13 protein-coding genes are annotated in these 18,081 nt (G+C 65.7%); 4 read left to right on the top strand and 9 right to left on the bottom strand.

Annotation, left to right across the window (positions count from 1 at the left end; genetic code table 11):
• Positions 1–330 precede the first annotated feature (330 nt).
• From mapR to U873_RS0106630, 3 genes are all read right to left on the bottom strand, one after another.
• Complete coding sequence (gene mapR / locus U873_RS0106640) at positions 331–1,740, bottom strand: GntR family transcriptional regulator MpaR (RefSeq protein ID WP_025127500.1); 1,410 nt, start codon at positions 1,738–1,740, stop codon at positions 331–333.
• 156 nt (positions 1,741–1,896) lie between these two features.
• Positions 1,897–3,312: a cytochrome c oxidase accessory protein CcoG gene (gene ccoG, locus U873_RS0106635; protein ID WP_025127499.1), complete on the bottom strand. Its 1,416-nt coding sequence runs from the start codon at positions 3,310–3,312 to the stop codon at positions 1,897–1,899.
• A 207-nt stretch (positions 3,313–3,519) separates the two neighbouring features.
• A complete protein-coding gene (locus tag U873_RS0106630) occupies positions 3,520–3,753 on the bottom strand; it encodes a DUF3203 family protein (RefSeq protein WP_025127498.1) in 234 nt (77 codons plus the stop codon).
• A 293-nt stretch (positions 3,754–4,046) separates the two neighbouring features.
• Here U873_RS0106630 and U873_RS0106625 point away from each other — a divergent pair, with 293 nt between their 5' ends.
• The gene (locus U873_RS0106625; RefSeq protein ID WP_025127497.1) at positions 4,047–4,541 is read left to right on the top strand and encodes an MgtC/SapB family protein; all 495 of its coding nucleotides are present in this window, start codon (positions 4,047–4,049) and stop codon (positions 4,539–4,541) included.
• Positions 4,542–4,577: 36 nt separating this feature from the next.
• On the opposite strand, the gene U873_RS0106620 is transcribed toward U873_RS0106625, so the two are convergent.
• Complete coding sequence (locus U873_RS0106620; protein ID WP_025127496.1) at positions 4,578–4,760, bottom strand: hypothetical protein; 183 nt, start codon at positions 4,758–4,760, stop codon at positions 4,578–4,580.
• Between the two features lie 205 nt (positions 4,761–4,965).
• Between U873_RS0106620 and U873_RS0106615 the strand changes: the two genes are divergently transcribed.
• From U873_RS0106615 to glgB, 3 genes are all read left to right on the top strand, one after another.
• Entirely contained in the window at positions 4,966–6,954 is a 1,989-nt protein-coding gene (locus U873_RS0106615; protein ID WP_025127495.1) for an alpha-1,4-glucan--maltose-1-phosphate maltosyltransferase, read from the top strand.
• Between the two features lie 116 nt (positions 6,955–7,070).
• Positions 7,071–10,415, top strand: a complete 3,345-nt coding sequence (gene treS, locus U873_RS0106610; protein ID WP_025127494.1) for a maltose alpha-D-glucosyltransferase — start codon at positions 7,071–7,073, stop codon at positions 10,413–10,415.
• Complete coding sequence (gene glgB, locus U873_RS0106605; protein ID WP_025127493.1) at positions 10,412–12,643, top strand: 1,4-alpha-glucan branching protein GlgB; 2,232 nt, start codon at positions 10,412–10,414, stop codon at positions 12,641–12,643. Before treS ends, glgB begins: the two co-directional genes overlap by 4 nt.
• A gap of 108 nt (positions 12,644–12,751) precedes the next feature.
• Here the strand turns inward: glgB and U873_RS0106600 are convergent, their stop codons facing one another.
• The 5 genes from U873_RS0106600 to U873_RS0106580 all read right to left on the bottom strand — a co-directional run bounded on the left by U873_RS0106600 (position 12,752) and on the right by U873_RS0106580 (position 18,073).
• Entirely contained in the window at positions 12,752–13,441 is a 690-nt protein-coding gene (locus tag U873_RS0106600) for an alpha/beta hydrolase (RefSeq protein WP_025127492.1), read from the bottom strand.
• 106 nt (positions 13,442–13,547) lie between these two features.
• Positions 13,548–14,354: an endonuclease/exonuclease/phosphatase family protein gene (locus U873_RS0106595; protein ID WP_025127491.1), complete on the bottom strand. Its 807-nt coding sequence runs from the start codon at positions 14,352–14,354 to the stop codon at positions 13,548–13,550.
• A gap of 81 nt (positions 14,355–14,435) precedes the next feature.
• The gene (locus U873_RS0106590) at positions 14,436–15,194 is read right to left on the bottom strand and encodes a PIG-L deacetylase family protein (protein ID WP_025127490.1); all 759 of its coding nucleotides are present in this window, start codon (positions 15,192–15,194) and stop codon (positions 14,436–14,438) included.
• 273 nt (positions 15,195–15,467) lie between these two features.
• Positions 15,468–17,645 carry a glycogen debranching protein GlgX gene (gene glgX / locus U873_RS0106585; protein WP_025127489.1) on the bottom strand — a complete coding sequence of 726 codons (2,178 nt, stop codon included), beginning with the start codon at positions 17,643–17,645 and terminating at the stop codon, positions 15,468–15,470.
• Positions 17,646–17,785: 140 nt separating this feature from the next.
• Positions 17,786–18,073, bottom strand: a complete 288-nt coding sequence (locus U873_RS0106580; protein ID WP_025127488.1) for a DUF2934 domain-containing protein — start codon at positions 18,071–18,073, stop codon at positions 17,786–17,788.
• Positions 18,074–18,081 lie beyond the last annotated feature (8 nt).

Here is an 18,081-nt window from a genome sequence, read left to right as displayed (position 1 = left end):
CAGCTCCTACAGCAGTCAGATAGACCGGGCAGTTCCCTGTATGAGCCGGCTTGCCGGCGAAGGGGCCCGCAAGTCATGCAGCGCCTGGGCCGACGCTTTCGCTGGCAAGCCAGCTCCTACAGCAGTCAGATAGACCGTGCAATTTCCCGTAGGAGCCGGCTTGCCGGCGAAGGGGCCCTTGAGTCTTGCATCGCCTGGGCCGACGCTTTCGCTGGCAAGCCAGCTCCTACAGCAGTCAGATAGACCGTGCAATTTCCTGTAGGAGCCGGCTTGCCGGCGAAGAGGCCCTGGAGTCTTGCGGGGGCTTTCGCGGGCAAGCCCGCTCCGACATCAGAAGGAGCGGATGATGCGGCCCAGGGTTTCCATGGCCTGTTCCGCGGCTTCGTTCCAGGGGCTGCCGTAGTTCAGGCGGATGCAGTTGCGAAAGCGCTGGGTCGGGGAAAAGATCGGCCCCGGGGCGATGCTGATGCCCTGGGCCAGGGCCATTTGGAACAGTTTCAGCGAGTCCATCTGCGGCGGCAGTTCCAGCCACAGGAAGTAGCCCCCGGCCGGCTGGCTGACCCGGGTCTGGGCCGGGAAGTAGCGGGCAATCGCCGCCAGCATGGCGCTCTGCTGCTCTTCCAGGGCGTAGCGCAACTTGCGCAGGTGGCGGTCGTAGCCGCCATGCTGCAGGTAGTCGGCAATCGCCGCCTGGGCCGGCATCGAGGCGCACAGCGAAGTCATCAGCTTCAGCCGTTCGATCTTCTGCGCATAGCGCCCGGCCGCGACCCAGCCGACCCGGTAGCCCGGGGCCAGGCTCTTGGCGAAGGAGCCGCAATGCATCACCAGGCCCTCGGTGTCGAAAGCCTTGGCCGGCTTCGGTGCCTGCTGGCCGTAGTACAGCTCGGCGTAGACGTCGTCCTCGATCAGCGGCACCTGGTGCTGACGCAACAGCTCCACCAGTTCCTGCTTCTTGGCCTCGGGCATGCTCGCGCCCATGGGGTTCTGGAAGCTGGTCATGCACCAGCAGGCCTTGATCGGGTGACGCTCCAGGGTCTGGGCCAGGACCCCGAGGTCGATGCCGTCCCGGGGGTGCACCGGAATCTCCACCGCCTTGAGCTTGAGGCGTTCCAGCACTTGCAGGCTGGCGTAGAAGGCCGGGGCCTCGATGGCCACCAGGTCGCCGGGCTCGGTCACCGCCTGCAGGCACAGGTTCAGCGCTTCCAGGGCGCCATTGGTGATCAGCAGCTCTTCCATGGGCAGCATCAGCCCGGCCACCATGTAGCGCAGGGCGATCTGCCGGCGCAGTTGCGGGTTGCCCGGGGACATGTCGGTGACCACCACCCGCGGGTCCATCTCGCGGCTGGCGCTGGCCAGGGAGCGCGACAGGCGCTGCAGGGGGAACAGGGTCGGGCTGGGGAAGGCCGAGCCGAAGGGCACGGTGCTCGGGTCCTTGATCGAATCGAGTACCGAGAACACCAGCTCGCTGACATCGACCTCGGTGGATTCATTGACCTCGCTGCTGATCACCGGCTCGGAGAACGGGCTCGGTGCATGGGCGTTGACGAAGTAGCCGGAGCGCGGGCGGGCGCGGATCAGGCCGCGACGCTCCAGCAGGTAATAGGCCTGGAACACCGTCGACGGGCTGACTCCATAGGTCTGGCTGGCGTAGCGCACTGAAGGCACGCGCTGGCCCGGGCCGAGGACCCCTGAGCGGATCAGTTCGGCGATGTCATCGGCGAATTTTTCGTAGCGTTTCATCTGCGGTTGAAGATCCAGTCTGGTCATTGAGTCAAGGTACATACGGTGGCGAGGGAGTGGTCTGGCAGCCGTGCCATGGACTTGGCCATGGCACGGGGCGTTGCGGCTTGCCAGTGGCTACGGGAGCGGGCTCCCTCGCCACGGCATTCTAGAGGCTCAGCGGTTCATCGGCGCGACAAAACGAGTTTTGGCCACGGCGTAGACGCTTGGATCATCACTGTCGGCGACCTTGAAGCTGATGGCCTGGGAACTGCTCTGCGGACGTTCCTGGGTCATCGCCACCGACACTGGCACGTCGATGATTTCACCCGGGGCCAGGCTCAATTGGGTCTTGCCCTGCAACTCGAAGCCGTCCCCGTTTACCAGGGCCACGCGGTATTCCTGGCGCTCCTGGGTCTTGTTGATGATCTTCAGGCTGTAGATGTTCTCGATCTGCCCCAGGGCGTTCTCGCGGAACAGGCCACGGTCCTTGCTGACGTCCAGGGACACCATCGGCCGTTGCACCAGGGCCAGGGCCAGGGCGCCGATCATCACCAGCAGCACCAGGCTGTAGCCCACCAGCCGTGGCCGCAGCAGGTGCGTCTTGCCGCCTTGCAGCTCATGTTCCGAGGTGTAGGCGATCAGGCCCCGGGCATAGCCCATCTTGTCCATGATCGAGTCGCAGGCGTCGATGCAGGCGGCGCAGCCGATGCATTCCATCTGCAGGCCGTCGCGGATGTCGATGCCGGTAGGGCAGACCTGCACGCACAGATGGCAGTCGATGCAGTCGCCCAGGCCAACGTCGGCAGGTTTCACATCGCGCTTGCGCGGGCCGCGGCTTTCACCGCGAACCGGGTTGTAGGAGATGGTCAGGGTGTCCTTGTCGAACATCACGCTCTGGAAGCGCGCATAAGGGCACATGTGCATGCACACCGCCTCGCGCAGCCAGCCGGCGTTGATGTAGGTGGCCGCCGCGAAGAACAGCACCCAGAACAGGCTCAAGCCGCCGATCTGCAGGGTCAGCAGTTCCTGGGCCAGGGGCCGGATCGGGGTGAAGTAGCCGACGAAGGTCAGGCCGGTGAGCAGGCTGATGGCCAGCCACAGGGTGTGCTTCATCGCCCGCCGGGCCAGCTTGTTCAGGCCCCAGGGCGCGGCCTGCAGCTTGATCCGCTGGTTGCGCTCGCCTTCGGTGACCTTTTCGCACCACATGAACAGCCAGGTCCACGAACTTTGCGGGCAGGTGTAGCCGCACCACACGCGGCCGGCGAACACCGTGATGGCGAACAGGCCGAAGGCGCAGATGATCAGCAGGGCCGAGAGGAGGATGAAGTCCTGGGGCCAGAAGGTTGCGCCGAAAATGTGGAACTTGCTTTCGGCCAGGTCCCAGAGCACGGCCTGGCGGCCACCCCAGTTGAGCCACACGGTGCCGAAGAACAGCAGGAACAGGAAACCCGCGCCGCTCATGCGCAGGGTCCGGAACAAACCAGTGAAACTACGGGTGAAGACTTGCTTGTCGGTGGTCTTCGACTTCATCTGTTTAGGGTGTGAAGGTTCGAAGGTCTCTACTAATCGGACGGGAATTCTTTCGCTCATGGTCGTTCGCTCATCAGCCTCCATCAGGCCCGGCAACTATGACCACGGATCTGTTTGCATAACAGACTCAGGTATTTGATAAAAAACCGGATCAGATGGCCTTTTCCAGGCCCCTGCGACAACTTGCTGCACCCCTCGAAGTGCCCCCAGGGATGGCCGCGGTGCCTGTAGACACAGGCCTGCGCGGCGTACCCTGATCCAGATCAGTCAAATCACCGAATCACCGTCGCTGGCCTTCAGATGGCGGCGGCCGTCGGTGGCACCTGCTACGGTCAATGCGTCGGCTTCTGCTTCGGTGATGTAGATGCGCTCGCCGCCCAGGTCCACCGCCGACATCGACTTGGCGCCGTCGGTGATGATGGTCACGGCGCTGGCGGGCAGGCGCTGGTGCAGGGTGTCGGTGTCGAAATAGCAGGTCTGGTCTTCGATGCGCAGGCTCATGACGGTTACCTCAAGGCAATGGCTATACAGGTTAGGGCGCAGGGGCCGGCCAGGGTTCGCCAGCGGCGATCAACGGTGTGGGCAGACGCTGGCGGGAATGGGCACGGGCTCTTACAGGAGCTGGCTTGAGCAACTGGCTTACCAGCGAAGGCGCCTGTGAGGTGGGCAGCCGGCCCAGGGGCCTGTTCGCCGGCAAGCCGGCTGCTACGGTGACGACGGTGGTCGGGCGGCACCTTTTGCTGGCGGCCGCGGTCCATCGCTCAAGAGCCCGCGGTGGGACGAGGAGCGATGGCATGAACACCTGGTGGCATGAAGTCTGGCTGACCCTGCAAGCCGAGTTCGCCGATATCGGCGATGCCCGGCAGGTCACCCAGATCACTCTGCGTTTGCTGGTGGCGGCGCTGCTGGGCGGCATCCTGGGTTTCGAGCGCGAACACCAGGGCAAGGCCGCCGGGGTGCGGACCCACATGCTGGTGGCCATGGGCGCGGCGCTGTTTGTGTTGGTGCCGAGCCTGTCCGGGGCCCAGGCCGACGCCATGAGCCGGGTGGTGCAGGGGGTGATCGCCGGGATCGGCTTCCTGGGGGCGGGCACCATCCTCAAGGGGCACGAGGAAGACCGCGGGCAGCACGTCAAGGGCCTGACCACCGCCGCCGGCTTGTGGATGACCGCGGCCATCGGCGTCGCTGCGGGCCTGGGCCGGGAAGCCACGGCGGTGCTCAGTACCTTGCTGGCGCTGATGGTGTTCAGCCTCATGCCGCTGATTGTCCGGCGCCTGGAAAAACCCTGAGCGACCACGATCTTTCGGAGATCGCCCAGGGGCTGTCTATGCTTGCTGGCTCGACACTGGCTGGACCACCACCGGGGGCGTGGTGCTGGGCGGGTCGCCCTTGGGCGGTGGAGTGCTTTGCGGCGGTTCCTGCTTCGGAACCGGCTCCGGCTCGCTGGGGGGCAGGGTCGGTTGGTCGATGTTGGGATCAGGGGTTTCTGCCGGGATCGGGATGTTCATGGCGATGGCCTCCTTTGTGCTTGCAGATGCACAGGCTCATGGGGTGGACCGCGCCAGCGCGAGTTTGATTCCCGTCGATTTGCCGCGCAATCGCGATGAACTTTCATCCGGGCCCGTGGCTCGGAACCTAAGTGCATTGATTCACCGGGGCGCTGCCAGCCCCGCAACCAGAGCGTCGACGACGTGGGAAAGGGGGTGAGGCTCGATGACTGCAGACAAACCGACCGAACAGCAATACCAGGCGCAGCTGCCTTTGTCCCAGGCCTTGCTGCTGCCGCGCATTGCCATCGAGAACACCCGTCCGGTGCTCGACGGCGGGCAGTTCGCGGTCAAGGCGGTGGCCGGCCAGGACATTGAAGTGACGTGCAAGGTGTTCGCCGACGGCCACGACCAGCTGGCGGTGCGTGTGCGCTGGCGCAACGAGCAGCAGGAGCACTGGGACAGCCAGCCCCTGGAAGACCAGGGCAACGACGGCTGGCTGGGGCGTTTCCCGGTACCGGCAGTGGGCCGCTACCGTTTCTGTATCGAGGCCTGGCTCGATCAGTTCGCCAGCTTTTGCTACGAGCTGGAGAAAAAACACCTGGCCGGGGTGCCGGTGAGCCTGGAGCTGCAGGAAGGCCGGACCCAGGTCCAGCAGGCCGCTGAACGCAGCGAAGGGGCGTTGCGCGAGCAGTTGCTGGTGCTGCTGCAGCAACTGGCCGGGTTGCTCGAGACCGAACAGGTGGCGCTGTTCCTGGATCCGCACAGCGCCCGCCTGATGGCCGCGGCCGACCAGCGGCCGTACCGCAGTTTGAGCCCCGAATACCCGATTGATGTGGAGCGCGTGCGCGCGCAGTTCGCCAGCTGGTACGAGCTGTTTCCCCGTTCGATCACCGACGATCCTGCTCGCCACGGCAGCTTCGATGACGTGCACGCGCGCCTGGCGATGATTCACGACATGGGCTTCGACGTGCTGTATTTCCCGCCCATCCACCCCATTGGCCGCAGCCACCGCAAGGGCCGCAACAATGCGCTCACGGCCGGCCCGGACGACCCCGGCAGCCCTTATGCCATCGGCAGTGAAGAGGGCGGCCATGAGGCGATCCATCCGCAGCTGGGTAGCCGAGAGGATTTTCGCCGGCTGGTGGCCGCCGCCGCCGAGCATGGCCTGGAGATCGCCCTGGATTTCGCCATCCAGTGTTCCCAGGACCACCCCTGGCTCAAGCAGCACCCGGGCTGGTTCAACTGGCGCCCGGACGGCAGCATCAAATACGCCGAGAACCCGCCGAAGAAATACCAGGACATCGTCAATGTCGATTTCTATGCCGCCGATGCCATTCCCAGCCTGTGGCTGGAGCTGCGGGACATAGTCCTGGGCTGGGTCGCGGAGGGGGTCAAGACCTTTCGCGTGGATAACCCGCACACCAAGCCGCTGCCGTTCTGGCAATGGCTGATCGGCGACGTGCGCGGCCGGCACCCGGAGGTGATCTTCCTCGCCGAAGCCTTCACCACCCCGGCGATGATGGCCCGGCTGGGCAAGGTCGGGTATTCCCAGAGCTACACCTACTTCACCTGGCGCAATACCAAGAGCGAGCTGTCGAGCTATTTCAGCGAGCTCAACCAGGCGCCGTGGCGCGAATGCTTCCGGCCGCACTTCTTCGTCAACACCCCGGACATCAACCCCAGCTTTGTGCATGACTCGGGACGCCCGGGATTTCTCATTCGCGCAGTGCTGGCCACCATGGGTTCGGGCCTGTGGGGCATGTACTCCGGGTTCGAGTTGTGCGAATCGGCGGCGCTGCCGGGCAAGGAGGAATACCTGGATTCGGAGAAGTACCAGATCCGCCCGAGGGACTTCAGCGCGCCGGGCAACATCATTGCCGAGATCGCCCAGCTCAATCGCATCCGCCGGCAGAACCCGGCCCTGCACAGCCACCTGGGGCTCAAGCTGTACAACGCCTGGAACGACCGGATCCTGTACTTCGGCAAGCGCAGCGCTGGCAACTTCGTGCTGGTGGCGGTCAGCCTCGATCCCTTCAATCCCCAGGAGGCGCACTTCGAGCTGCCGTTGTGGGAGCTGGGGCTGGCCGATGACGCCCAGACCCAGGGCGAGGACCTGATGAACGGCCACCGCTGGACCTGGTACGGCAAGACTCAGTTCATGCGCATCGAACCAGCGCAGCCTTTCGGCATCTGGCGCATCAGCGCTGCGTAGGCGCCGGCAAGCCGGCGCGCCTTGTGCAGGCCCGGCCGCCGCCTTCGCTGGCAAGCCAGCTGCCATGGGGGCGTGGTTTGTGGCGGCTGCGAATTCACTTTTTTCAGGAGTCCGACATGGCCAAGAAGCCTCGCCCCACGACCTTTATCAAGGACCCGCTCTGGTACAAGGACGCGGTGATCTACCAGGTGCATGTGAAGTCCTATTTCGATTCCAACAACGACGGGATCGGCGACTTTCCGGGGCTGATCGCCAAGCTTGACTACATCAAGGACCTGGGGGTCAACACCCTCTGGCTGCTGCCGTTCTACCCCTCGCCACGGCGCGACGATGGCTACGACATTGCCGAGTACCGAGGGGTCAGTCCCGACTACGGGACCCTGGCGGATGCCCGGCGCTTTATCGCCGAGGCCCACAAGCGCGGCCTGCGGGTGATCACCGAGCTGGTGATCAACCACACCTCCGACCAGCACCCCTGGTTCCAGCGGGCACGCAAGGCCCGGCCGGGCTCGGCGGCGCGCAACTTCTATGTGTGGTCCGATGACGACCAGAAGTACGCCGGTACGCGGATCATCTTTCTCGACACGGAAAAGTCCAACTGGACCTGGGATCCGGTGGCCGGCCAGTACTTCTGGCACCGCTTCTACTCCCACCAGCCGGACCTCAACTTCGACAATCCCCAGGTGCTCAAGGCGGTGCTGTCAGTGATGCGCTACTGGCTGGACATGGGCATCGACGGCCTGCGCCTGGACGCCATTCCCTACCTGATCGAGCGTGATGGCAGCAACAACGAGAACCTGCCCGAGACCCACGAGGTGCTCAAGGCGATCCGCGCCGAGATCGACGCCAACTACCCGGACCGCATGCTCCTGGCCGAGGCCAACCAGTGGCCGGAGGACACCCAGCTGTATTTCGGCGACGCCAAGGGCGACGACGGCGACGAATGCCACATGGCCTTCCACTTTCCGCTGATGCCGCGGATGTACATGGCCCTGGCCCAGGAAGACCGCTTTCCCATCACCGATATCCTGCGCCAGACCCCGGAGATCCCGGCCCACTGCCAGTGGGCAATCTTCCTGCGCAACCACGATGAGCTGACCCTGGAGATGGTCACCGACAAGGAACGCGACTACCTGTGGAACTACTACGCCGCCGACCGCCGTGCGCGGATCAACCTGGGGATTCGCCGCCGCCTGGCGCCGTTGATGGAGCGTGACCGGCGGCGCATCGAACTGCTCAACAGCCTGCTGCTGTCGATGCCCGGCACCCCGACCCTCTACTACGGCGACGAGATCGGCATGGGCGACAACATCTACCTGGGAGACCGCGACGGCGTGCGCACGCCGATGCAATGGTCGATCGACCGCAATGGCGGCTTCTCCCGGGCCGATCCGGCGAGCCTGGTGCTGCCGCCGATCATGGATCCGCTGTACGGTTTCCAGTCGGTCAACGTCGAGACCCAGTCCGCCGACCCCCATTCGCTGCTCAACTGGACCCGGCGCATGCTGGCGCTGCGCAAGCAGTCCAAGGCCTTTGGCCGCGGCAGCCTGAAGATGCTGTCGCCGAGCAACCGGCGGATCCTGGCCTACACCCGGGAATACACCGGGCCCGATGGCAAGCCGGAAATCATCCTCTGCGTGGCCAACGTCTCGCGCAGCGCCCAGGCGGCGGAGCTGGACCTCTCGGCATTCGCCGGCATGGTGCCGGTGGAGATGCTCGGCGGGAACGCCTTTCCGCCCATCGGCCAATTGAATTTCCTCCTGACCCTGGCGCCCTATGGCTTCTACTGGTTTGCCCTGGCTGCGGAAAACCAGATGCCCAGCTGGCACGTGGAACCGGCCCAGAGCCTGCCCGACTTCACCACCCTGGTGCTGAAGAAACGCCTCGAAGAATTGCTCGAGGCACCCTCGCGCACCACCCTGGAGCACGAAGTGCTGCCCAACTGGCTGCCCAAGCGTCGCTGGTTCGCCGGCAAGGATGCCGCCATCGGGCAGGTGCGGATCGCCTACGGCGTGCGTTTTGGCGACCCGCAGCACCCGGTGCTGCTCAGCGAGATCGAGGTCGGCAGCCCGGGCCAGGCGCAGCGTTATCAGTTGCCCTTCGGCCTGCTGGCAGAAGAGCAGATCAGCAGTGCCTTGCCCCAGCAACTGGCCATGGCCCGGGTACGCCGTGGCCGGCAGGTGGGGCTGATCACCGACGCTTTCGCCCTCGACAGTTTCGTGCGCAGCGTGCTCCTGGCGCTGCAGGCACAGACCCGGCTGGACAGCAGCGCCGGGCAGATCCGCTTCCAGGCCACCACGCAGCTGGCCGGGCTGGGCCTGGGGGCCGAGTCCGAGGTGCGCTACCTGTCGGCGGAGCAGTCCAACAGTTCGGTGGTGGTGGGCACCAGCCTGGTGTTGAAGCTGATACGCAAGGTGGCAGCGGGCGTGCATCCGGAACTGGAAATGGGCGCCTTCCTCACCGCGGCAGGGTTTGCCCACATCTCGCCCTTGCTCGGTTCGGTGGTGCGCCGCGACGAGCAGGGCGAGGATCACTTGCTGATGATCGCCCAGGGCTACCTGAGCAATCAGGGCGACGCCTGGGAGTGGACCCAGAACAACCTGGAGCGGGCGATGCGCGACGAACTGGCCGAGGCCATTTCCGAGCAGGAGCAGCACTACAACGCCCTGGGCGAGCTCAAGGACTTCGCCGGCCTGCTGGGGTTGCGCCTGGGGCAGATGCACGGGCTGCTGGCCACCCCCGGCGACAACCCGGACTTTGCCCCGCAAGTCAGTACCGGCAAGGATGTCGAGGCCTGGGAGCGCCAGGTCGCCGGGCAGTTGGAACGCGGGTTGCAATTGCTCACCCAGCACCAGGCGGGGTTGAGTGCGGCTGACCAGCAGCGGGTGGATCGCTTGGTGCAGCACCAGGCGCAGATCCTGGGGCATGTCCGGCACCTGGCGAAACAGTTGGTGGGGGGCTTGCGCATCCGCGTCCACGGCGACCTGCACCTGGGCCAGGTGCTGGTGATCAAGGGCGACGCCTACTTCATCGACTTCGAGGGCGAGCCGGCGCGGCCCCTGGCCGAGCGCCGAGGCAAGCACAGCCCCTACAAGGATGTCAGCGGGGTGTTGCGCTCCTTCGATTACGCTGCGGCCATGGCCCTTGAGGCCCCGGCCATGGACGGGGCACAGGCCCGGAGCGGGCGGGAAAAAGTGCTGCAGCACTACCTGAAGGAGTCGCGCCAGGCCTTTGTCGAGGCGTATCGGCTGGCGACGGCTAATCTTGGCCATGGCTGGCAGGAACCCGACGCCGCAGAGGCCGCCCTGGCGCTGTTCAGCCTGGAGAAGGCCGCCTATGAGCTGGCCTATGAAGCAGAAAACCGTCCCGCCTGGCTGCACGTACCGTTGCGTGGCCTGGTGGGGTTGTTGAGTGAACTGAAACCCTTTTCCGATATTGAGAGTGGTGGAGAGCAGTCATGAGTTTCTCGAACAAGGAACAGGGAAAGAACCCATCGGCATCGCAACCTTCAGCCAAGGCCATCGATGCCCTGGTACGGGCCGAACAGAACGATCCGTTCGCCATCCTCGGCCCCCATGGCGATGGCGCCGGCGGACAATTCATCCGCGCCTTCCTGCCCGGTGCCCTGAGCGTGCAGGTGCTGGACCCTGAGCATCAGGAGGTGCTCGGCAGCCTCCAGGTCGGCGAGGTAGCGGGGCTGTTCACCGGGCATTTGCCCCAGGAGCGGGCTTACCTGCTGCGGATCCAATGGGCCGGTGGTGAACAGGTCACCGAGGACCCCTACAGCTTTGGCCCGCTGCTGGGGGAGATGGACCTGTACCTGTTTGCCGAAGGCAATCACCGGGACCTGAGTGCCTGCCTGGGGGCGCAGCTGGTGACGGTCGATGGCATCGCCGGTGTGCGCTTCGCGGTCTGGGCACCGAATGCCCGGCGGGTCTCGGTGGTGGGGGACTTCAACATCTGGGACGGGCGCCGCCATCCGATGCGCCTGCGCCATCCCTCCGGGGTCTGGGAGTTGTTCATTCCGCGCCTGCAGGCCGGTGAGGCCTACAAGTACGAGATTCTCGGCCCCGACGGGATCCTGCCGCTCAAGGCCGACCCCATGGCACTGGCCACCCAACTGCCGCCGGACACCGCCTCCAAGGTTGCCGCGCCCCTGCAGGTCGACTGGCAGGACCAGGCGTGGATGCAGGCCCGGGGCGAGCGCCAGCGGGTGGACGCGCCGCTGTCGATCTATGAACTGCATGCCGGTTCCTGGCAATGCGAGGTGGACGACCTGGGGGAAGTGGCACGCCAGTACAACTGGGCCGAACTGGCCGAGCGGCTGATCCCCTACGTCAAGGACCTGGGGTTCACCCATATCGAGCTGATGCCGATCATGGAGCACCCGTTTGGCGGCTCCTGGGGCTATCAGCCGCTGTCGCAGTTCGCCCCCAGCGCCCGCTATGGCACGCCGAGCGACTTCGCGGCCTTCGTCAACGCCTGCCACCAGGAGCAGATCGGGGTGATCCTCGACTGGGTGCCGGCGCATTTCCCTACCGATGCCCACGGCCTGGCCCAGTTCGACGGCACCGCGCTGTATGAGTACGGCAACCCCCTGGAAGGCTTTCACCAGGATTGGGACACCCTGATCTACAACCTCGGGCGCACCGAGGTCCATGGCTTCATGCTGGCCTCGGCCCTGCACTGGCTCAAGCATTTCCATGTCGACGGGCTGCGGGTGGACGCCGTGGCCTCGATGCTCTATCGCGACTATTCGCGCAAGGCCGGGGAGTGGGTGCCCAACCGCCACGGCGGCCGGGAGAACCTGGAGGCCATCGATTTCCTGCGCCACCTCAACGATGTGGTGGCCCTGGAAGCCCCGGGCGCGCTGGTGATCGCCGAGGAGTCCACGGCCTGGCCCGGGGTCAGCCAGGGCACGGCCCAGGGCGGGCTGGGGTTCGCCTATAAATGGAACATGGGCTGGATGCACGACTCGCTGCACTACATCCAGCAGGACCCGGTGTACCGCGCCCACCATCACAACGAGTTGAGCTTCGGCCTGGTGTACGCCTGGTCCGAGCGTTTCATCCTGCCGATCTCCCACGATGAAGTGGTGCACGGCAAGCATTCGCTGATCGACAAGATGCCCGGCGACCGCTGGCAGAAGTTCGCCAACCTGCGGGCCTACCTGAGCTTCATGTGGGCCCACCCGGGCAAGAAGCTGCTGTTCATGGGGTGCGAGTTCGGCCAGTGGCGCGAGTGGAATCACGACCAGCAACTGGACTGGTACCTGCTGCAATACCCCGAGCATCGCGGGGTGCAGCGCCTGGTAAGCGACCTCAACCAGCTGTACCGCGAGTATCCGGCGTTGCACGATCAGGACGATGCGCCTCAGGGCTTCCAGTGGCTGATCGGCGACGACGCGATCAACAGCGTGTATGCCTGGCTGCGCTGGAGCCGGCAGGGCGAGCCGTTGCTGGTGGTGGCCAACTTCACCCCGGTGCCGCGCCAGGCCTACCGCGTTGGGGTGCCGGTGGCGGGGCGCTGGAGCGAGTTGCTCAACAGTGACTCGCAGTTGTACGCCGGTTCCAACTACGGCAACGGCGGCGAAGCATTCAGTGAGGAACTGGCGAGCCATGGCCAGGCCCTGTCCCTGGCGCTCAACCTGCCGCCCCTGGCAGTGCTGATCCTGCGGCCAGATCGCTGATCCCGGCGCCGGTCACAGGCCAGTGACGGATCCGGGCCCCTGGGTAAGTGCGCGACCATCCGGCGAGCAAGGCCTGGCGGGCCTTGTCGCCGCGATCGGAAGGGTGGACTAGAGGGCTTGCGCGGCTTCGGCGATCAGCGTCGCCACGGCAGCGGGCTGGGAGGCCAGAGAGGCGTGGCTGGCGTCCAGGTGGATCACCTTGCGCGCGTTCAGGCGCGCGGCCATGCGCTCCTGGTTCTTGGGGGCGATCATCCGGTCGGCACTGGACACCTGGTACCACGACGGCTTGTTGCGCCAGGCCGGGGCGCCGAGGGTGTCACCGAAGGTGCTGGCCAGGGGCGCCTTCTGGGTCAGGCCCAGGACCAGGCCTTCCCGGGGGCTCAGGTCCTGGCAGAAGCTTTGCTGGAAGCGCTCCGGGCGCACCCAGAGGTAGCCGTCGCTGTCCGGCTCCAGGTTGGCCGCCGCTTCAGGAGGGAACTCCTGGGTCAGGCCGCCGGGGCTTTCACCCTGGTCGGGGGCGAAGGCGGCAATGTACACCAGGCCTGCAACATTGGCTTCGTGGCCGGCCTCGGTGATCACCGCGCCGCCGTAGGAATGCCCCACGAGCAACACCGGCCCGGTTTGCTGGGCCACCATCTTGCGGGTGCGGGCAACGTCCTCGGCCAGGGAGGTCAGGGGCAGTTCCACCGCGCGGATCTTCTCGTAGCCCCGGTCCAGCAGTTCAGCTATGACCCGGTTCCAGTGGGCGGCACCGCCCCAGAATCCATGGACCAGGACGATCGTGGGTTTATCGCTCATCGCTTGACTCCTTCTGCTCGGATCCGGCCAGCCCCGGAGCGGATGCGCCGAGGATCAGGTCGGGGAAAAAGCATGGACGATTCTGCCCGTGCCGCCGGTCTTTTGCTCAGGGATTCTGATGTGCGGCCCCGAGCGGCAGGTGCACGTCCACCGCCAGGGGCAGGTGGTCGGAGAGGTGGGTCCAGGGTTTGTTGCCGAGGATCTGCGGGCGCTGGCTGCTGGCGTTGCGCAGGTAGATGCGGTCCAGGCGCAGCAGCGGCCAGCGCGCCGGGTAGGTCTTGGCCGGGCGCCCGTGATGGCGCTCGAAGGCCTCATGCAGGTCGTTGCGCCGGCCCAGGGTGGTGTTGCCGCGCAGCTGCCAGTCGTTGAAATCGCCGGCGATGATCACCGGAGCCTGGTCGGGCAGGGATTCGAGCAACTGGCAGAGCAGGGCCAACTGCAGCTGCCGGTGACTCTCCAGCAGGCTCAGGTGCACGCAGATGGCGTGCACTTCGGCGTGCCCGGGCACATCGAGGACGCAGTGCAGCAACCCCCGGCGCTCGGGGCCGGTGATGGAAACGTCGAGGTTGCGGTACTGGCGAATCGGAAACTTCGACAGCAGGGCGTTGCCATGATGACCGTCGGGGTATACCGCGTTGCGCCCGTAGGCGTAGTCGCTCCACATGCTGTCGGCGAGAAACTCGTATTGCGACTGCTGTGGCCAGTTGTCCAGGCGCGAGGCATGGCGCTCATGCTCGCCCAGCACTTCCTGGAGAAACACCAGGTCGGAACCGGTGCTGCGCACTGCCTCGCGCAGCTCCGGGAGAATGAAACGCCGGTTCAGGGCGGTGAAGCCCTTATGGGTGTTGACGGTCAGCACGCGCAGGCGGCGGGTCGCGTCGGGGGCTGGCTGGCGGGGGGAATCACTGCTCACGCTGGCTCCTCTGAATCAGTGGCCGATACCACTGGGACTGATGACCGGCGCCGGCGTTCCAGTGGATTTTGACCGGGCCGGCTACATCAGGATGATTTCGTAGGGCAGGCGCAGGCGCTCCAGCAGCACCGGCGACAGCGACGCTTCCAGGCCGATGGCGGGTTCGCCCTGCAACTGGCTGGCGTAGGCATGGGCGGCGTGGCGCTTGCGGGCCACGGTCCAGGTGTCCAGGCGCAGCTTGCGGGCCCGATGCCAGGGGATCTGGTGCTCCTCCCGGGGCGACCAGTGCCAGGCCCACACGGGGATTTCATGAAAGCGCGCACCCACCAGCGCTGCGGCCTTGGCGGTGGCCCGGCCCACGGCTTCGTGATCCAGGTTGCCGTCGGCGCGCCAGGTACTGAACACCACATCGCTGGCGCGCAGGTAGCGGCTGATGAAGGGCACCAGCTGTTGTTCCCGTTCGCTCAGGGCTCGGTCGGTAAAACCGCCGCGAATCCATTTCAGGCTGTGCAGCGGCAACCCCAGGCGACGCAGGGCCTCGGCGCTCTCCTGGGGGCGAAAGACACTTAAGCGGCGCTTGGGCCACAGTTCCGAGCCCGGGTGGCTGGCGCTGCCGTCGCTGATGGAGATCAGCTGCAAGGGGTGGCCGTGATGGGCGAGGACTTGCAGCAGGCCGCCGCTGGCGACCACTTCGTCACCGGGGTGGGGGGCGACGATCACCGCGCGGGAGCCGGCGGGCACCAGGTTGGCGAGGTTGATGGCCGGGACATCGGCCAGGCTGCGGGCAGAGTTCCAGATCTGGCTGGGCCAGATGCTGTCTATAGCGGGTATGGCTTTCATGAGGTGTCACATCCCTGTTCCTGTGCGGCACACGCGGGTCAGTGGTTCGACGTTCGCAGGTGTCCTGGGGTTCGTACCCCACGCTGTGTATCCGGCATCGGCCGCAGCGTGGCATACCGGCGTTCCCTACCTTGGGTTGCCGTGAATCAGGGGGCCAATCATACACGGCTCGTTGGCCCCTTGAGGTGTCGTTTATCAGGGTAGACGGCAATTGCCTCCCGCAGCGCAAGCAATCGCCGATAAAGCTGCAACAACGCACTGCGTCACAGTTTTTCAGCCCTCGGCCTCGCCGTTGCCCGAGCCGTGCTGGAGTTCGAAGAGCAGCAGCGAGCGCCCGGTGACCGAGTATTCATGGTCAAAGGCAAAGCGCTCCTGGCCACGCACCGCGGGCTGATTGGTGTCGATCATGCAGGTCCAGAACTCTCCGGCGGGCACCTGGGGCAGGCGGAAGTTGACAATGTCGTGGTGGGCGTTGACCACCAGCAGCACCGTGGCATCGGCCCCGGGGCGACGAATTCCGGTTTCCTGGGCGCGACCGTCGAGGAGCATGCCCAGGCAGCGGCCGTGGGCATCCTGCCAGTGCTCGGTGGTCATTTCCGTACCGTCCGGGGCCAGCCAGGTGACGTCCTTGACCCCGATGTCCTCGTTGTAGTTGCCCACCAGGAAGCGCCCGCGCCGCAGGATCGGGTAGCTCATGCGCAGCTTGATCAGGCGCTTGACGAACTTGAGCAGCGACTTGCCGTCGGCGTCCAGGTCCCAGTTGACCCAGCCGATCTCGCTGTCCTGGCAGTAGGCATTGTTGTTGCCGTGCTGGGTGCGGGCGAACTCATCGCCGGCCACCAGCATCGGTGTGCCCTGGGCCAGCAGCAGGGTGGCGAAGAAGTTGCGCATCTGGCGCAGGCGCAGGGCATTGATCTCGGGGTCGTCGGTGGGGCCTTCGACGCCGTGGTTCCAGGACAGGTTGTTGTTGCTGCCGTCCTGGTTGTTCTCGTCGTTGGCTTCGTTGTGCTTGTCGTTGTAGGACACCAGGTCGTGCAGGGTGAAACCGTCATGGGCGGTGACGAAGTTGACCGAGGCATAGGGCCGCCGGCCGCGCTGGTTGAACATCTCGCCGGAGGCGGTCAGGCGCCCGGCGAAGTCTGCCAACTGGCCGTCGTCGCCTTTCCAGAAGGCGCGCACGGTGTCGCGGAAGCGGTCGTTCCATTCCATCCAGCCCGGTGGGAAATTGCCCACCTGGTAGCCGCCGGGCCCGCAGTCCCAGGGTTCGGCGATCATCTTCACCTGGCGCAGCAGCGGGTCCTGGCGACAGGCCACGAGGAAGCTGTGGCGCTCGTCGAAACCGTCGTGGTAGCGCCCGAGGATGGTTGCCAGATCGAAGCGGAAGCCGTCCACGTGCATTTCCGTGGCCCAGTAGCGCAGCGAGTCGGTGACCATCTGCAGCACGCAGGGGTGGCTCAGGTCCAGGGTGTTGCCGGTGCCCGAGTCGTTGATGTAGAAGCGCTTGTCATCGGGCATCAGGCGGTAGTAGGAGGCATTGTCGATGCCGCGCATGGACAGGGTCGGGCCTTGCTCGTTGCCTTCGGCGGTGTGGTTGTAGACCACGTCCAGCAGCACCTCCAGCCCGGCCTCATGCAGGTGCGCGACCATTTCCTTGAACTCGGCGATCTTGCCGCTGGCCAGGTAGCGCGGGTCGGGGGCGAAGAAGGCGATGCTGTTGTAGCCCCAGTAGTTGGTCATGCCCTTGTGCAGCAGGTGCTGGTCGTTGACGAAGGCGTGGATCGGCAGCAGTTCCACCGAAGACACCCCGAGCTTGCGGATGTGCTCCAGCACATCGTCCACCATCAACCCGGCGAAGGTGCCCCGCAGGTGCTCCGGCACCGCCGGGTGCCGCATGGTAAAGCCGCGCACGTGGGTCTCGTAGATCAGGGTCTTGTCCCAGGGCACGCTGACCCGCTGGTCGTTGCCCCAGGTGTGGGCCGGGTCGATGACCTTGCACTTGGGCACGAAGGGCGCGCTGTCGCGCTCGTCAAAGCTGAGGTCGGCATCGGGGTGGCCGATGGTGTAGCCGAACAGCGCCTCGGACCATTTCAATTGGCCCACCAACTGCTTGGCATAGGGGTCGATCAGCAGCTTGTTGGGGTTGAAGCGGTGACCGTTGGCCGGATCGTAGGGGCCGTATACCCGATAGCCGTAGATCAGCCCGGGATGGGCGTCGGGCAAGTAGCCGTGGAAGATTTCGTCGGTGTACTCCGGCAGTTCGATGCGTTCGAGTTCCACTTCACCGGCGTCGTCGAACACACAGAGCTCGACCTTGGTGGCATTGGCCGAGAACAGCGCGAAATTGACCCCCAGGCCGTCCCAGGTGGCGCCGAGGGGGAAGGGCAAGCCTTCACGAATGCGCGAGGCGTCGCACTCGGGAGTGGAGGTTTGGGGCGGCTGGGGTCGGGTCATGATTGCTCCTGCAGTCAAGGTGTGCGCGGTTACTGGGCCGGGTGACGGGCCAGGTCGTCGGGTTTGTTGCGGGCGCGCGCGGTGGTTGTGGCGCCGCACGGCACCACGGGGGCACGCCAACGATCAGGGCGGGAGCGGTGTCAGTTGGCGGGCGGCTTGCGCGGTGCCCGGGGTTTCTTCGCCACCTGCGGCTGTTCGCCCGGCGGCACCACCAGGGCAGCGGCCGACTTGGCCTTGGGCTTGGCGGCGGCCTTGGCTGGCGCAGGTTTGGCCTTGCCGGCCCTGGGCGATTTGCTCGGCGCCAGGGCCTCGGCCTCGGCGAGCTTGCGCGCCATCTCCCAATGACGGGCCTCGTGGCCTTCAGGCTTGCCTTCCGATTCCCAGATCTGATAGGCAAACTCTCGAATGCGTTTGTCGTCGGTACTCATCGCAATGC

This window comes from Pseudomonas sp. PH1b (genome assembly GCF_000633395.1).
Taxonomy (GTDB): Bacteria; Pseudomonadota; Gammaproteobacteria; order Pseudomonadales; family Pseudomonadaceae; genus Aquipseudomonas.
The sequence above is the reverse complement of the archived record's forward strand: the minus strand, read 5'-3'. Positions and strand labels throughout refer to the sequence as shown.

What these genes read in the sequence shown, in the direction of transcription:
- U873_RS0106615 (WP_025127495.1), top strand. Translation starts at nt 4,966, where the DNA reads ATGACTGCAGACAAACCGACCGAACAGCAATACCAGGCGCAGCTGCCT.
- ccoG (WP_025127499.1), bottom strand. Translation starts at nt 3,312, where the DNA reads ATGAGCGAAAGAATTCCCGTCCGATTAGTAGAGACCTTCGAACCTTCA.
- U873_RS0106630 (WP_025127498.1), bottom strand. Translation starts at nt 3,753, where the DNA reads ATGAGCCTGCGCATCGAAGACCAGACCTGCTATTTCGACACCGACACC.
- glgB (WP_025127493.1), top strand. Translation starts at nt 10,412, where the DNA reads ATGAGTTTCTCGAACAAGGAACAGGGAAAGAACCCATCGGCATCGCAA.
- treS (WP_025127494.1), top strand. Translation starts at nt 7,071, where the DNA reads ATGGCCAAGAAGCCTCGCCCCACGACCTTTATCAAGGACCCGCTCTGG.
- U873_RS0106625 (WP_025127497.1), top strand. Translation starts at nt 4,047, where the DNA reads ATGAACACCTGGTGGCATGAAGTCTGGCTGACCCTGCAAGCCGAGTTC.
- U873_RS0106600 (WP_025127492.1), bottom strand. Translation starts at nt 13,441, where the DNA reads ATGAGCGATAAACCCACGATCGTCCTGGTCCATGGATTCTGGGGCGGT.
- mapR (WP_025127500.1), bottom strand. Translation starts at nt 1,740, where the DNA reads ATGAAACGCTACGAAAAATTCGCCGATGACATCGCCGAACTGATCCGC.
- U873_RS0106580 (WP_025127488.1), bottom strand. Translation starts at nt 18,073, where the DNA reads ATGAGTACCGACGACAAACGCATTCGAGAGTTTGCCTATCAGATCTGG.
- U873_RS0106590 (WP_025127490.1), bottom strand. Translation starts at nt 15,194, where the DNA reads ATGAAAGCCATACCCGCTATAGACAGCATCTGGCCCAGCCAGATCTGG.
- U873_RS0106620 (WP_025127496.1), bottom strand. Translation starts at nt 4,760, where the DNA reads ATGAACATCCCGATCCCGGCAGAAACCCCTGATCCCAACATCGACCAA.
- glgX (WP_025127489.1), bottom strand. Translation starts at nt 17,645, where the DNA reads ATGACCCGACCCCAGCCGCCCCAAACCTCCACTCCCGAGTGCGACGCC.